This is a genomic window from Legionella oakridgensis ATCC 33761 = DSM 21215 (genome assembly GCF_000512355.1).
Lineage (GTDB): Bacteria > Pseudomonadota > Gammaproteobacteria > Legionellales > Legionellaceae > Legionella_A > Legionella_A oakridgensis.
Map to the genome: position 1 here is coordinate 2,284,591 of NZ_CP004006.1, position 16,700 is coordinate 2,301,290.

Here is a 16,700-nt window from a genome sequence, read left to right on the forward strand (position 1 = left end):
TTCATTCGTTAAATAAATCCATGATCTCCTGCTCTACCCGGATCGCCAGCGGTAGGAGTGCCTGGGTCACAGGAGCTGTGAGATGAAAGTTACCTTCTACTTCTGCTATTTCCATTCCATAGATAATAAGCTTCTCTGGCAATTCATGAAGTGCCCGAGCAATATCAATGGCTTCTGCGAGCCCGATGCCATGGGTAGACAAACCATTGGAGAGCATTGAACATTCATCCTGTAGAAAACGATAGCATGTGCCAACCGCAGCACCAGTTTTGACCGCATCAATTAATATCATCGTATTTACACCACGCATCCATTCTAAAAGACGAAGGCCTGGTCGATCGGCCCACATCAACGTCAAGCCTTTAGACAATAGATGACACAGCCGTTCTCGTTGTTGCAATAATTTAATAACCTCCCAGCCAAGCTGATCATCGCCAAACGGCGAACCAATCCCAAACACCCGCACAACAGTCACTGACGAGCTACCTTTAACGTTAAAAAATGCGTTGAGCATGAAATACAGGGATCGTAATTCCTGATGATCATTTCACTATACGCGCGCAAAACATCATCCTCTTTGGATAAACCAAACTGTTGCAAAGAAAGACGCAAATCTTCTTCAATACGCGCCTGATTTTGACTGGTGGGCGGAACGATACGTGCCGTTTTGACAAACCCATTTTCGTCCAATTGATAAGAATGCCATAACAATCCTCGCGGGGCCTCCGTACAGCCATAACCCACTCCTTCCCGGCGCTGAATAGCTAAGCGGGAAGACGTAGGATAAGCGTAATGTTGCAAAATTCGCTGGGCTTCCTGAATACAATAATAGATTTCCACAGCACGTGCGACAATGCTGTGGTACATGTTTTGACTTGGAAAATGAATGCCTGCCTCCTGTACAATTTGTTTGATTTCTTCCGGAAGATGATCAAAATTAAGATTTACTCGCGCCAAGGGCCCTACCAAATAAGGTTGACCATGCAGAAGACAATGCAAGGCGGTGGAATAAGGGACTTGCAATTCTTTAAAATGCTCATCAAAGCACTCAATGGGAATATTCAGACCGTTTGTCGCTACAATGTTGCCTTCATTCATAGGATATTCATCGGTATGACGTAATGAAACACTCATGAATTCATGAGCATTATTTGCAAGAGGCAAGGAGGCAACCCATTGCAACAGTGCCTTACCATCCGCCAGCCTGTTTTCAACCTTAACCAGTAATTCTTGCACTTGCCGCAGTAAAGGAGCTTTATAAAATCCGCCAAGACAAGCACCTACAGGATGCACGGAACGACCGCCAAATAAAGAAATCAAATCATTACCCAGTGCTTGCAACCGCAGGCCACGCCGTACTTCCTCAGGATATTTTTTTGCCATCTCTGGAGCAGTCTTGAATCCAAGAAAATCAGGCAACGCTAAAAAATGAATATGCAGACTATGACTTTCAAGCCACTCCCCACAATAAAACAGTCGACGCATTTCCCGAATCCAGGGAGTGGGCTTTATCTCATAGCATTGTTCAAGCGCATGAACAGCACTCATTTGATAAGCAACAGGGCATATGCCACAAATTCTTGCTACAATATCCAGCACTTCTTCATCCCGTCTGCCTTCCAAAAATTTTTCAAACAACCGCGGAGGCTCGTAGATTTGTAATTGCAACGATTGGATTTTTCCTCTTGCTATTTGAATGGCAAGTGCCCCCTCTCCTTCTACTCGGGCAAGGATTGGGACTTGTAGCGTTTTGGTTTTATTTTTTGACAATTTTTATCCCTTTAAAATAAGAACCTGCTTGCTGAAACGCCGCAGCCTGATTATTGATATGCAAAAATTGTCTGGCTATCGTGCTTTTATCAAAACCATGTTGGTAAAACCAGTTTCCTAATGCCTGAGGATTAGGATTTTCTGCTGGACCATAGCAGGCATAGCAAGCACGATTTATCCCTGGACAAAGTGCACCACATCCTGTTCGCGTTACCGGCCCCATGCAAGGTTCCTTTTTAGTCACAAGTACACACACGTGTCCCTGGCGCTTACACTCCATGCATACCGCATCCTGTTTAATTTGCGGGGATGCCCCAGACAACAAAGAACGAATCGTCTCTAAAATTTGTTGCGTATTCACTGGGCATCCCCATAATTCCCAATCCACTTTAACATGCGCGGCAATGGCTGAAGAAGTGCTTAACGTGGCAATGGTGTCTGGAGTCGCATAAATCGCAGACATCCAGGCTTTATGATTAGCAGTATTTCGTAAAGCTTGAATGCCTCCTGCCGTTGCACAAGCACCAATGGTAATCAGGTAAGTGGTTTGTTTACGTATTTTTTTAATCCGTTCAATTTCATCAGGGGTAGACACACTACCTTCAACAAAAGTAATGTCCACAGGCGTTGCAAGATCAAGATATCCGGCTTCTGCAAAATGCACAACTTCAACCAAATCAGTCAGCATTAACAATGCTTCCCCCGCATTTAGGAACGCCAACTGACAGCCATCACAAGAAGTAAATTTATGCACAGCCAACCGTGGTTTATTCATAGTAAACAATCCCTAGACAGGCTCTTAAAAACCAGCTTCAGCAAACAACGCTTTTAATTGTGGATAAGCCAATACAGGCCCATCTTTGCAAAGAAACAATCCGCCATATTGGCAATGACCACAATGACCAATTCCACAGGCCATATTACGTTCCATACTAAGATAAATAGCAGATTCTGGAATATTTTTTTAATTAAAGCCAATACCGCTGTATGCATCATCCTTTCAGGTCCACACATCATAACCATTGTCTGGTCAGGTATTAAATTTAATGGTTTAATCAAATCCGTTACATAACCAACATACCATGGCCATTTAGCTCCAGCGATATCCGCCGCAATGCGAACCGTGGTATCAGACCTCTGTTGCCATTCGCTATATTGTTTACGAAATATGAGATCATCACTATGTTTTACCCCTTGCAGAATGGTCAAATGGCCATAATGCGCACGTCTGGCTAATAGGTATTTGATTGCAGACACCGTTGGAGCACAACCTAAACCACCGCTGACAATGACAACGTCTTTGCCTGTTGTTTCAGCCATGGGCCATCCTCGGCCGTAAGGACCACGAATGCCTATAAGGTCCCCTGTCTTAAGCCTCTGCATGGCATTCGTCACTCGCCCTACTGCCCGTATCGTATGACTTAAATAGGATTTTTCTTCTGGATCAGACGCAATGGAGATTGGTATTTCACCCACTCCAGGCAAATACAACATACTAAATTGTCCTGGATGAAACGCAAAACACACGCTAGCATCCAGAAAACGGGTCTTTAAAGTAAAAATGGTCGTTGATTCTTGCACACGCTCAATGATTTGTGCTGCATGGGGAAGATAAGAATCCACGAACCTTTTATTCATCTCGCCCGTTCCTCTCTGCGTCCGTTCTTACATTTGATTCGCCGGATATCGCGGCCAACTCTTCCGTGATGTCAATCCCAACAGGACACCAAGTCACACACCGCCCGCAACCAACGCACCCACTACTATCAAATTGATCAAACCAACTGCCAACCTTATGCGTTAACCATTGCCGATAACGCTGACTTGTATGCCCACGAATAGGATGGCCCCCTAAATAACTATGGCCATCAGTAAAACAGGAATCCCATTCACGCTGATGCTCACTGACTGAGCCATCAAGACTTGGTTTATCGCTTTCACTATGACAAAAGCAAGTGGGGCAAACCTGCGTACAATTACCACAGGATAAACAACGTTCCGCCACCTCTTCCCAGCGCGGATGGCCTAAATTAGCAAATAATAAATCACGCAATCCCCGTTTATTATCCAAAGGAATCCGCTTCGTCTGCTGGTCAGCTGCCTGCTGAGTTTGTTGGCAAGCTTTCTCCCATTGACCCAAGGCTGCTTGCGATAATTGTAAATGATTTAATATCCGTGCGCCGCGTTCACTGCCGCTTTGCACCACAAAACCATCATCCACTTCAGTCATTAAAACATCAAAAGAACTTTTAACCCCGGGACCAGTGCCTGCGGAAACACAAAAACAATTACTGGAAGAATGACTGCAATTGACCGCCACTACAAATAACTGTTCCCGACGTTCACGATAACGAGCATCCTGATGGTTCCCTGCCATAAATACCTTGTCTTGAATGGCCAGGGCCACCAAATCACAAGAGCGTACACCAATAACAGCCATGGGAGGCTCTTTAGGTTGATGTGCTTCAAACTGCAACCGACCCTTTGCATCACGCACCACTCGCCAAACGGTTTCTCGCGGTTTGAATAAAAGCGGCTTAAGTGCCTGTGGCCCGTTACTCCAGGCAAATGCTTGACGCTCATCACAGCATTCCAACGTATAATCACCAGGCAATTGTCGATCACGCCAGCCCCATGGTAATTGCTCCGTATGATGAATCACATCATAAACAATGGCATTATCACGTACTTGCGGACCAATGCATGAAAAACCTGACTGCTGTAAGACATGCAACAATTCCTGAAACCGCTCATAAGGTAAAAATTGAGGGCTGTCCATTCTCATTGTTCCTGTGAACTCCTATCATGAGCTAGAATCTGTCTTCAAAATCGTTAAGCTGAGGCTAAAATCAGGTTCTAACAAATTCTTGGCAACTGTTCACCTGCCAACCAATCCATCATACGCATTCCACCGAACGTCGTTTTTAACTGCACCATCTGGCGAGGGTCATCCACTACTTTGCCAATCCATGCGGCCTGCTGCCCTTGTGGATGCTTATGCATAACCGCCAGTAATTTGTCCGTATCTTCAGGAGCACAAATTACTAATAATTTTCCCTCATTTGCCATATACCAGGGATCAAGACCCAATAATTCACAAGCGCCTGCTACTTCAGAACGAATGGGAATGTTACGTTCATCAATTATAAAACCTACTTGTGATTGTCTTGCCCATTCATTTAAGGTTGTCGCTAGTCCTCCTCGCGTTGGGTCGCGAAGGCAATGGATACCTCCTGGAACAGCAGAAATCATCTCATCAACCAGTCCATGCAATGCAGCCGTATCTGATTGGATCGTTGTTGAAAATTGCAAATGATTACGCAAAGACAAGATAGCCACCCCATGATCACCGACATAGCCACTGACAATCACATGGTCACCTGGTTTTGCACGATCACCGGAAATAAGAACGCCTTCAGGAATTACCCCAACGCCGGTAGTGGTTATAAAAACACCATCGCCTTTACCGCGTTCCACTACTTTTGTATCCCCTGTAACAATCGCCACATCAGCTTCCTGGGCAGCCTGCGCCATGGACATAACAATTTTTTGCAAATCAGCAAGAAGAAATCCTTCTTCCAGAATAAAACTGGCCGATAAATACAATGGCTTAGCTCCTGACATAGCAATATCATTAATGGTGCCGTGAACCGCAAGTGAACCAATGTTTCCGCCAGGAAAAAATAAAGGAGAGATCACATAAGCATCGGTCGTCATCACCATACGACCCGCGTTAACCAGAAAAGAGGCTTGATCATTTTTTTGGGCGAGCCATTGATTTTTAAAGGCTGCAAAAAACAGTTGTTCGATCAATTGCGCCATCGCACGCCCGCCACTGCCATGGCTTAAATCAATACGACCATGTTTAATATTCAGTTTTGGACCCAATGACGTTTTAGTTGCGACTGGTTTAGCGGCTAATGATTCACTCATAATTTCCTCGCCCATAAGCATACACCGCAGCACAAGCTCCTTCTGAAGAAACCATGCAAGATCCTAACGGATTTTCGGGTGTACATACTTTTGCAAACAATTTGCAATCGGTTGGTTTTTTATGCCTCGTAAAATAGCGCCACAATCGCATTGCTTGTGTTCGATGCCCTTACTATCTGGCAATTGAAATTTTTTTTCTGCATCGAATTGTTCATACTTTGCCTTAATTTGCAGGGCACTGGCTGGAATGCTTCCCAATCCTCGCCATTCAAAGTGGGAACGTAATTCAAACACTTCAGCCATTAATTGCTGCGATTGCACATTGCCAACAGGCGTCACTGCCCGAGTGTATTGGATTTCAACTTCATAACGATGCTGATTAATCTGTTCAATCAGCATGAGAATAGAATGCAATACATCCAAAGGCTCAAACCCCGCTATCACGATGGGTTTTTATAGTTCCGACTAACGGTTGCATAAGCCTGGCTGCCAATGACGACGCTAACGTGAGCAGGCCCTACAAATCCATCTAATTGCGTTATCAGATTTTCCTCTTGCTGTGACTGTAATAAACGTTCCATAGCAACCGGCGTTAAAACATGGTTACAAAATACACTAAAATTAAATAATCCTAATGCTTTTGCCTGCAGAATAACCGCAGCCGTAGGAGGTGTGGTCGTTTCAAAACCAATGGCAAAAAATACCACTTCTTTTTTTGGATTGTCTTGAGCCACGCGCAGTGCCTCATCAACGGAATACACCATACGCACATCTGCACCGACTGCCTTGGCTTGTAATAGACTTCGCTGTCCAGTACCTGGTACTCGCAACATATCGCCGTAACTGCAAAAAATGACATCCGGGTGAGAAGAAAGCGCTATTGCTTTATCAATTCTTGTCATTGGCAATACACAAACGGGGCAACCAGGCCCATGGATCATTTCAACTTGTTCAGGTAACAAGCTGGGTAGCCCATAGCGATGAATGGTATGAGTATGACCTCCGCAAAACTCCATCAGACGGTAGCGGCGTGAAACAGACGCTTTTTTCCGAATGGCTTGAACCAGGGCTTGAGCGTAATCAACGTTTCGAAATTCCTCAATGTATTTCATGCCTCTTGCGCTCCTTGCATCATATTGGCAAATAAAGCCAATGTTTTTTGCGCTTCCTGCTCATTAAGTTTGGTGAGTGCATACCCCACATGCAGGATAACATAATCACCAACACGCACTTGCTCCAATAATAAGGTAGCAATTTCTTTTTCAACGCCGCCAATGCTCACAACAGCACGTTGCTCATCCAAAATACGAATCACTTGCGCCGGTAATGCTAAACACATACACATCCTTTTTTAATCATGTCCGTTTTCATGAAGTCTTAAACGAACGTCTTTTGCCCAGCTATCCAAGCCTGACCAAGTGACAAGCCGCTATCATTGGGAGGTAACCGTTGAGGTAAGTGAACGGTTAATCCACGTTGTAATAACCGTTCACTTAATCCCTCAGCCAAGATTTTATTCAAGAAACATCCCCCACTTAATAACACCGTTTTAATGGCTATTTTTTTTGCCCAGCTTAAAACCCAATCCGTCAACCCTGCAATCAGCGTACCATGAAAAAGATTTGCACCTGCCACCGGATCAAGTGTGAGTAACTTTGCAAAAACAGGTAACATATTGAAATGCTTTTCATCAAAAAACCAGCCTTTAGCTAAAATTTCTGGCCTCGTGACGAGACTTTCCAACTGCCGGGCTGCTTGACTTTCATAGTGAGAAAACCAATTAATGCCCAACAATGCACTGGCTGCATCAAACCAGCGGCCGCAACTGCTGGTAACTGCTATGTTGGTGCTGGCTGTCAACCAATGCAACAATGGCACTGCTTGTGGTATTTCTGCAAACCGTCTTAAGATATCCTCTTGTTGACCCAAAACATATAAAACCGATGCAGCCATGCGCCAGGGCTCGCGCGCTGCCCTATCGCCTCCTGGGAAAGGTAAGGGATAAAAACTGCCGAGCCGCTGACATTGTGTACCCTCCAAGAGCAATAATTCCCCACCCCAGGACCCACCATCCACCCCATGACCATGGCCATCCAAGACTAAACCTAATGCTTTAGACAAAACATGATGTTCGGCAGCCACCGAAGCCATATGAGCGTGATGATGTTGGACTGCAACGTGTGGGAGATCATAGGATTCAGCAAGGCGTGTTGTATAAAAATCTGGATGAGCGTCATAAGCCACACGCTCAATCGTTACTTGCAGAAAATCCTGTAAATGATTTAAGGACTCATGAAAGAATTCAATGGTTTCTTTATTGTTTAAACTGCCGATGTATTGCGAAACAAATGCTTCATCGCCACGGGTAATGCAAAACGTATTCTTAAGCTGTCCTCCTAGAGCCAATGTGGGAGGAATAGCACGGGGTAATTTAATGCCTTCTGGCACAAACCCTCGGGCACGGCGAATAAACAAGGGAGTATTATGAACCAAACGTATGACCGAATCATCAACACGCGTAACGATTTGGCGATTGTAAGCAACAATGCGGTCAGCCACCTGAGCCAATTCATCCACTGCTTTGCTATCATCGCCGATTAAGGGGTTACCGCTCACATTGGCACTGGTTACAATCAACACCGTTGGCTGATAAGTCTCAAGCCAATCATATCCTTGTGGATAGCCGGCCAAGGCATGAAAGAGTAAATAATGCAATGGAGTGGATGGCAGCATGACCCCCAACTCACTTAATCCCGGGGCAATCGACGTTGGCAAGGAATAATCTTTTTGGGGCAACAGGAGAATAGGACGTGCCTTATTTATCAGCCAATATCGCGCTGGCTCATTGAGCTCCACGAGACTCTCAGCACTTTGCAGATTAACCACCATTAAAGCAAAGGGTTTTGCCTCACGAATTTTTCTTTTTCGCAACTGGTCGATGGCCTTTTCATTGCGCGCGTCACAAATTAACTGATATCCGCCCGTTCCCTTCACTGCAAGGATTTTACCTTCCCGAACAGCATTTTTCATCTCTGCAACCGTGGCTGAAAGTTGCGGACCACAACGTTGACAAGCGGTTGGCTGAGCGTGATAACGACGATTCGTTGGGTCGAGATAATCCTCCTGACAACAAGAACACAGAGGAAATAAATTCATGGAGGTATATTGACGATCATAGGGAAGCTTATGGGTAATGCTAAGCCGCGGCCCACATTGAGTACAATTTAAAAACGGATACGCAAAATAACGGTTTTGCGGGTTAAACAATTCATATAAACAATCACAACAAATGGCCACATCCGGCGAAATAATCGTACGCCCCTGCCCTTGTTCACTAGCCATGATTGTAAACGTAGATTCATTGGGAATGCTTGCAATCTGTTTTGTTTGGATGGTCTCAATGCTGGCAAGCGACGGCAATGAAGCTTGCAGCGTTGGTAAAAAACAGGATACCAGATTGCCTTGAATTTCAATTAAAACACCGGCAGTCGTATTTTTTACCCACCCGGTCAGTGTAAGACTTTGGGCTATACGATAAACATGCGGGCGAAAACCCACTCCCTGAACGGTACCTGTTATTAAAATTTCTAATCTTTTCATAAAGTATCAATGCTTATAATCAATCGGGTAATGCACAAGCCAGGCTTAGTGTATATCCATGAGCCATTGATACCATGGTGCTAATCCATCCCCGGAAGTCGCTGATAATTTCATAATCGTGATGTCAGAATTTATTTTTTGAACATATTGACTACATCGATGACAATCAAATTCCACATAAGGTAATAGATCTGTCTTAGTCAAGAGCAGCAAATCCGCATTGCGAAACATATCCGGATATTTCAATGGCTTATTATCGCCTTCAGTGACCGACAGAATAACCACTTTATAAGTCTCGCCAAGATCAAACAGGGCTGGACAGACCAAATTGCCAATATTCTCAATGAATAAAAGACTACGTTCTTGAAGCTGCAATGATTCAAGCGAATGCCCCACCATATGTGCATCCAAATGACAAACTCGCCCAGTATTTACCTGAATGGCTCTGGCACCACTTGCCCTTATGATGGAGGCATCATAATCCGTCTGCTGATCAGCAACAATCACCGACATATCCAGCCGATGCTTTAAATCCGTAATAGTTTTGCCCAATAGAGTCGTTTTTCCAGCCCCGGGGCTGGACATAATATTCAAAGCGGTAATGTTATTTTGCTGTAAATAATTACGATTACTTAAAGCAAATTGATTGTTTTTAGCTAATATATTTTCTTCTATTTCAATGAGCTTTGGCTCAGCATGTTGATGCGTTGTTTGTATCCCTTGTTCAGAGTGTTCCAATTCATGCGACTCATGACAACCACAAATTCCACACATTATTCCATCTCCATGTATTTAACACGTAATTCTTCCCCTGCCATCACCGTGAGTTGCCAATGACCACACCTAGTGCAGGAATCATAGTAATTTTGAATGGTTATCCGTTGTTGACAGGAATCACAAATAGCCATGCCTTGCACTTCTATGATGTCTAAAACAGCCTGCTCAGCCATTGAGCCTTGAGAAACAACTTCAAAACCAAAACGCAATGCAGCATGATCAACCGCAGTTAACGCCCCTATTTCCAAACAAATTTTTTTGACACGCCCCCCTTCTCTTCCGCTAACATGTTGCTTGATAATTTCAAGAATATTTTTACATAATGATAATTCATGCATGTGCAATTTCTCCGGTTGCAGCATTTTTTATCGCAAGGAAGGTACCATGAATCACGATACACTTTATCCCATTCCAGAAGAATTTGCCAAAAAAGCATACATCAATAAAACTCAATACGAAGCCATGTACCAACATTCCATTAGCGATCCCAGCGGCTTCTGGGCAGAGCAAGGCAAACGATTCATTACCTGGTTTGCACCATGGTCAACGGTCACCACAGGAAGTTTCAACGAACCAACCATCCAATGGTTTATTGGCGGCAAATTAAACGCTTGCTACAATTGCGTGGATCGCCATTTGCCAACACGCGGTAATCAAACCGCCTTCATTTGGGAAGGAAACCAGCCCACCGAAAGCAAACACATCACTTATGCAGAGCTTTATGAACAGATTTGCAAATTTGCCAACGTTTTAAAACAGCAGGGCGTCAAAAAAGGCGATCGTGTTTGTATTTATTTGCCTATGATTCCAGAAGCAGCCATCACCATGCTGGCTTGCACCCGTATTGGCGCCATCCATTCTGTCGTCTTTGCCGGCTTTTCTCCAGAGTCATTAAAAACTCGTATTCTTGATGCCGACTGTTCTCTTCTTATTACGGCCGATGAAAGCTTGCGCGGTGAAAAAACCATCCCTTTAAAGGAAAATGGTGATAAAGCGTTAAAAGACTGTCCTAATGTTAAAAAAGTCATTGTGGTTAAACACACAGGCAATCCCGTCGACTGGCATCCCACACGCGATGTCTGGTACGACAAGGCTATGGCACAAGCACCCAGCGAATGCCCTGTGGAATGGATGGATTCAGCCGATCCACTATTTATTCTTTACACATCAGGATCAACAGGAAAACCCAAAGGTGTATTGCATGGCACGGGGGGCTATTTGGTTTACACCGCAACGACCTACCACTATGTTTTTGATTATCATGATGGCGATGTCTATTGGTGTACAGCCGATGTAGGCTGGATCACCGGCCATTCCTATCTCATCTATGGTCCATTGTTGAATGGTGCAACCAGCATTATTTATGAGGGAATCCCCAATTATCCGACGTACTCTCGTTATTGGGATATTGTGGATAAACATCAAGTCACTATTTTTTATACGGCTCCCACGGCCATCAGAGCGTTACGACGAGAAGGAAACGATTGGGTTAAAAAAACACAAAGGAACAGCCTTAAATTATTGGGAACCGTTGGGGAACCCATTAATCCTGAGGTCTGGCAATGGTATTATGAGGTTATCGGTGAAAAACGTTGTCCTATTGTCGACACCTGGTGGCAAACTGAAACCGGCGGCATTCTTATTACCCCGCTGCCAGGAGCTATCCCCATGGCGCCCGGCTCAGCCTGTCTGCCTTTTTTTGGGATTTTACCTGATATCGTAGATGAACAAGGAAATTCCATTGAAAATGGACACTCAGGAAAACTGGTCATTAAAAAACCCTGGCCTGGCTTAATGCAAACCATCTATGGGGATCATCAACGTTTTTTGGATACCTATCTTAAGGCAATACCAGGATGTTACCTGACCGGCGATGGGGCTTATCGTGACCAAAATGGTTATTTCTGGATAACTGGACGTAATGATGATGTCATTAAAGTCTCCGGACATCGTATTGGCAGTCAAGAATTGGAAAGCGCCTTGCTCTCACATCCGGCTGTCTCGGAAGCTGCGGTGGTCAGTATTCCGAATGAACTGACCGGCGAAGGAATTTATGCCTTTGTGACGACTAAAGCCCACATTGAACCAACGGAAGCATTGAAAAAAGAATTGATTCAACAGGTACGAGAAGAAATCGGCCCTATTGCCAAACCAGAGGAAATTCAATGGGCTGGCGCCTTGCCTAAGACACGCTCTGGAAAAATCATGCGACGCCTTTTACGAAAAATTGCCCGGGATGAATTGGATGAACTGGGCGATATCTCAACCCTGGCAGATCCTGGAGTATTAGATGGATTAATCAACAAAAAAGAAATAATGATTAACTATTCTTCCTTACTATTGATTGGTATGGTTTTAATGCTTGGGTTCCGCCATGGTTTTGATCTTGATCACATTGCAACCATTGACGCGATGACCCGTTCCTGTAAAGACAATCATCGCCTGGCGAATTTAGTAGGTATTTTATTTTCATTAGGTCATGGTCTAGTGGTTGTCTTAATTAGTGTCATGATTGGCAGCGGTCTGATGCAAACTATATTCCCTATCTGGCTTGATGCATTTGGACAGTGGATATCGATATTTTTTTTATTTATCTTTGGAATCATGACACTCTGGAGTTTACGAGCAAGCATTAAGGACAGGTCACCGGTTGGAATCAAAAGCCTATTCTTCATGCCATTACTTGCAAGAAAAATTAATCCCGCTTTAATTGTATTCATTGGTTCATTATTTGCATTATCTTTTGATACAGTAACCCAAGTAGCGTTTTTTTCACTGTCTGCCTCTACCATGGCAGGATGTTTTTTTTCCATCACGATGGGCATTGTTTTTATGTTAGGAATGATGGCTTCTGACGGTTTAAACGGTTTTCTTATGTCCAAGCTCATTCAACGGGCCGATAAAAAATCATTGCTGCTTTCACAATTGATTGGCCTGTTGATTGCCGGATTTAGTTTAACGCTGGGAATAACCGGTTTATCTGAACAATTATTAACGAAACCATGAAACTAAAAACTAATTGGTGTGTTATCACAGGCGCTCCCTCATCAGGAAAAACAACCTTAATTAATGCATTGTCCATTAAAGGATATCGTACGGCGCCTGAAATCGCGCGGGCTTACTTGACTTATTTGCTATCCATACATTCTCAAGATTTTATTTTACACCGCGGCAATGAGGCGATACAGCAAAAAATTCTTGAATTAAAAACCGCCCGTGAAAAACAATTACCACCTGATGAATTGATTTTTTTCGATCGCGGAGTCCCAGATAGTCTTGGGTATTATCGCTATTATCATTTAAATACCAATGAAATAATTCATAAAATGTCATTTTATCATTACGCGCATGTGTTTTTTTTGGAAGGATTGCCGATAATATACGATGAAATACGTCGAGAAGATGAAAAAGCAGCCCGAGACATTGGCGAAGCTATTTATAATGCTTACACTGAATTGGAATATGAAGTTATTCGCATCCCTCCAGCCAGTGTTGAACAACGTCTTGCAATGGTTTTATCAACCGTTGCATCTTCTTCCAAAACATAGGATAACGCTTTATAAAATACCCTCTTCCTCGCAGGAAGTGGAATACACTATTTGAGGAAAAAAATGCATCAAAAAGTCTTCGTAAATCGCATTCTAAATATGAAAAAAATCAAGTTTATTGGCCTGGATATGGACCATACGCTGATTCGTTATAAAACAAAAAATTTTGAAGCCTTGGTTTATAAATTGGTTGTTGAACATCTGATTGAAAATAAAAATTACCCACAAGCCATCCGAACGTTTAAATTTAACTTTGATGACGCCATTCGAGGGCTGGTGGTTGATAGCAAAAATGGCAACATTTTAAAACTTAGCCGTTATGGTGCCATCCGCCAAAGTGAACATGGAACTAAACCCATTCAATATGATGAACAAAAACAGTTTTATCGCAGTATTTATGTTGATTTAAGTGACCCAAATTATATGGCCATTGATACTTCATTTTCTATTGCCTTCTGTGTTTTATATGGCCAGCTTATTGATTTTAAAGATGAACATCCACATGAATTACCAAGTTATAACGTCATCGCGCTTGATGTGTTAGCAAGTGTGGATGCTGTACATGCCGAAGGCACGTTAAAGCATCGCATCTGCCAGGAACCAGAAAAATTTATCCATCGCGAGCAAAACGTCGTTGACGGTCTTAAGCGCTACATCCGCCATGGAAAAAAAATTTTTATTCTGACCAATTCTGAATATCATTATGCCAACCTCTTGCTAGAATATGCTATCAACCCCTACATGGAAAAAGGTCAAAGCTGGCATGATCTCTTTGAATACGTCATTACTTTGGCCAATAAGCCACGTTTTTTCTATGATGAATATCGTTTTCTCTTCGTTAATCCTGAAAATGGCAGCATGACCAATGTAACAGGTCAGATTAAACCTGGAGTTTATCAAGGAGGTCATGCAAGAAAATTTACCGAAGACCTCGCCTTGAATGGCGATGAGATCTTATACATTGGAGATCATATCTATGGCGATATTTTACGATTGAAAAAAGATTGTAACTGGCGAACTGCCTTGGTGGTTGAAGAATTAGGACAAGAAATCTCTGCTCAGAAAAAAGCTCGGCCGGTTGAGATGAAAATCATCGCTGCTATGAGTATCAAAAGAAAGTTGGAGCAAAAATACATTGAGCTTCATACCAAAAGCATTGAAGAACACGCAACGCATTATAATGAAAAGCTCCATACCTTACAAACTCAACTCATTACGGTGGATAAAGAAATTACTCAATTATTACATGAACAACAGGCATTTTATAATCGCAAATGGGAGAGAGTTTTTCGTGCTGGTGCTGAAGAAAGCTATTTTGCGTATCAGGTGGATCGCTATGCGTGTATTTATATGGAAAAATTATCGGACCTATTAGACCATTCACCTTTAACCTATTTTCGTGCCAATCGCAGATTATTGGCGCATGATATGGATAATTTATCGGTCTAGAACACCTGTAGGGCATGAAGAAATCAATTATCCCAGAAAAAGCAGTAGTCACCACTACGGTGAGACAAAAAATGTGAAGAAAGACTGTAGATTCAACGCAGTATGCTTGCGCAGTAAATGGCAACTGCTTTTTCTGGGATTATTTTTTGATACGGTTTCTTGCTGCCTAAAAGAACTATTTAATGGATTTCCTTCCTGCCCTTGCAAAACCAGTTTGGCTTTCTTGTGATCAAATTCCTGTTGCCACGTAGAAATAAGAATGGTTGCTATCACATTTCCCATAATATTGGTGATGGTTCGACCATCAGACATCAGACGTTCAATGCCCAAAATAAGCATAATCCCGGCCATCGGTATCTGCCCAATGGCTGCGAGTGAGCTTGCCAACACCACAAAACCACTGCCGCTAACACCGGCAGCTCCTTTGGAGCTGATGATCATAATAGCTAACAGTGAAAGTTGATGACTCATGGATAAATGAATATCCGTCGCTTGTGCAATAAATAACGCCGCCAAGGTAAGATAAATCGCTGTGCCATCCAGATTAAATGAATAACCAACCGGCAGAACAAACCCCACCACCGATCGTTTACACCCCAATTGCTCCAATTTTTCCAATAAATTAGGCAAAACCGTTTCAGACGAGGATGTTCCCCAGGCAATCAATAATTCCGTTTTTATGTATTTTATTAGTTTAAAGAGGCTTATCTTACTATAGCCACGTAAAACCGAACCAAGAATCACAACAATGAATAAGATGCATGTCATATAAAAAATAACCAATAATCCCAAGAGACTGACCAGTGATGCTGAACCAAATTTAGCAATACAATAAGCTATTGCAGCAAAGGCCGCCAACGGCGCTAAATACATCACCAAATGGATGATTTTAAAAAAACACCAGACAAAATTTGAATACTTTGCAAGATTGGCATTGCTTTCTCGCCAATCATCATCATACCTATAGAAAACAAAATGGCCACTAAAACAACCTGTAAAATTTCACCATCAACAAAAGCACTAAAAAAAGAGACAGGAATGATGTTCAGAAGAAATCCACTAAAACCACTGACTGCGTTGGCATTCGGCAAATAATGTTTAGCGTCATTGATATCTAAGTGATTTAAATTTATATGCAATCCTGTTCCTGGATGGAACAAATTAGCTGCTAAAAGTCCCAAGCACAGAGCAAACGTCGTCGTTATAATAAAGTACAGCAAAGCGCTGCCGCCTATTTTTCCTACTTCTTTCAAGTCATTCATAGCAACAATGCCTGAAACCAATGAAAGAAAAATAATAGGGGCAATGAGCATTTTAATGAATTTAATAAATGCATCAGAAACAGGTTTGAAAATGACTGCAATATCCGGGAAAAACACTCCCAACAAGACACCAGAACACATTCCAATCAACACTTGAATATACAGTGGTCTTAGATACACCATTTTAAATTTAGCCATATTATGCGCATGTAAAATAGGTGATATTTCTATAGTCACGTATCTCTTAAATTTAAGCAAGTTTTCCCGATCATTTAAGAAGTCCTCCAAGAGCCCACGTTTCATGGATAAATCAAAAGCGCTTAAATTGAAATGCCTTTAAAACAACATATACTTTGTAATA

General features: G+C 42.8%; 12 protein-coding genes and 3 pseudogenes. 3 read left to right on the plus strand and 12 right to left on the minus strand.

The window, feature by feature from the left end:
- Window position 1: 1 nt before the first annotated feature.
- The 11 genes and pseudogenes from LOA_RS11100 to hypA form a co-directional block, all read right to left on the minus strand.
- A complete protein-coding gene (locus LOA_RS11100; RefSeq protein WP_025386398.1) occupies window positions 2–475 on the minus strand; it encodes a hydrogenase maturation protease in 474 nt (157 codons plus the stop codon).
- Complete coding sequence (locus LOA_RS11105; protein WP_025386399.1) at window positions 472–1,770, minus strand: Ni/Fe hydrogenase subunit alpha; 1,299 nt, start codon at window positions 1,768–1,770, stop codon at window positions 472–474. The genes LOA_RS11100 and LOA_RS11105 overlap by 4 nt, the downstream gene beginning before the upstream one ends.
- On the minus strand, window positions 1,757–2,545 hold the full coding sequence (locus LOA_RS11110) for an NADH-quinone oxidoreductase subunit B family protein (protein ID WP_025386400.1): 789 nt from the start codon (window positions 2,543–2,545) through the stop codon (window positions 1,757–1,759). The genes LOA_RS11105 and LOA_RS11110 overlap by 14 nt, the downstream gene beginning before the upstream one ends.
- A gap of 24 nt (window positions 2,546–2,569) precedes the next feature.
- Window positions 2,570–3,408, minus strand: a pseudogene (locus LOA_RS11115) (FAD/NAD(P)-binding protein).
- Complete coding sequence (locus LOA_RS11120; protein WP_025386401.1) at window positions 3,401–4,555, minus strand: 4Fe-4S dicluster domain-containing protein; 1,155 nt, start codon at window positions 4,553–4,555, stop codon at window positions 3,401–3,403. The pseudogene LOA_RS11115 and the gene LOA_RS11120 overlap by 8 nt, the downstream one beginning before the upstream one ends.
- Window positions 4,556–4,626: 71 nt before the next feature.
- Window positions 4,627–5,703 (minus strand): hydrogenase expression/formation protein HypE, encoded by a 1,077-nt coding sequence (gene hypE / locus LOA_RS11125; RefSeq protein ID WP_025386402.1) that lies wholly within the window; start codon window positions 5,701–5,703, stop codon window positions 4,627–4,629.
- Window positions 5,696–6,815, minus strand: a pseudogene (gene hypD / locus LOA_RS16290) (hydrogenase formation protein HypD). Before hypD ends, hypE begins: the two are co-directional and overlap by 8 nt.
- A complete protein-coding gene (locus tag LOA_RS11135) occupies window positions 6,812–7,042 on the minus strand; it encodes a HypC/HybG/HupF family hydrogenase formation chaperone (RefSeq protein WP_025386403.1) in 231 nt (76 codons plus the stop codon). Before LOA_RS11135 ends, hypD begins: the two are co-directional and overlap by 4 nt.
- A 38-nt stretch (window positions 7,043–7,080) precedes the next feature.
- Window positions 7,081–9,303 carry a carbamoyltransferase HypF gene (gene hypF / locus LOA_RS11140; RefSeq protein WP_025386404.1) on the minus strand — a complete coding sequence of 741 codons (2,223 nt, stop codon included), beginning with the start codon at window positions 9,301–9,303 and terminating at the stop codon, window positions 7,081–7,083.
- A 45-nt stretch (window positions 9,304–9,348) separates the two neighbouring features.
- Window positions 9,349–10,077, minus strand: coding sequence for a hydrogenase nickel incorporation protein HypB (gene hypB, locus LOA_RS11145; RefSeq protein ID WP_025386405.1), 729 nt, complete (start codon window positions 10,075–10,077; stop codon window positions 9,349–9,351).
- Window positions 10,077–10,418, minus strand: a complete 342-nt coding sequence (hypA, locus tag LOA_RS11150) for a hydrogenase maturation nickel metallochaperone HypA (protein ID WP_025386406.1) — start codon at window positions 10,416–10,418, stop codon at window positions 10,077–10,079. Before hypA ends, hypB begins: the two co-directional genes overlap by 1 nt.
- Before the next feature lie 46 nt (window positions 10,419–10,464).
- On the opposite strand from hypA, the gene acs reads away from it, so the two are divergent.
- The 3 genes from acs (at window position 10,465) to LOA_RS11165 (ending at window position 15,077) form a co-directional block, all read left to right on the plus strand.
- Window positions 10,465–13,086, plus strand: coding sequence for an acetate--CoA ligase (gene acs / locus LOA_RS11155; RefSeq protein WP_025386407.1), 2,622 nt, complete (start codon window positions 10,465–10,467; stop codon window positions 13,084–13,086).
- A complete protein-coding gene (locus LOA_RS11160) occupies window positions 13,083–13,628 on the plus strand; it encodes an AAA family ATPase (protein ID WP_025386408.1) in 546 nt (181 codons plus the stop codon). Before acs ends, LOA_RS11160 begins: the two co-directional genes overlap by 4 nt.
- A gap of 63 nt (window positions 13,629–13,691) precedes the next feature.
- Window positions 13,692–15,077 carry an HAD-IG family 5'-nucleotidase gene (locus LOA_RS11165; RefSeq protein WP_025386409.1) on the plus strand — a complete coding sequence of 462 codons (1,386 nt, stop codon included), beginning with the start codon at window positions 13,692–13,694 and terminating at the stop codon, window positions 15,075–15,077.
- A gap of 54 nt (window positions 15,078–15,131) precedes the next feature.
- Here LOA_RS11165 and dctA read toward each other — a convergent pair.
- Window positions 15,132–16,642, minus strand: a pseudogene (dctA, locus tag LOA_RS16295) (C4-dicarboxylate transporter DctA).
- Between the last annotated feature and the right edge of the window lie 58 nt (window positions 16,643–16,700).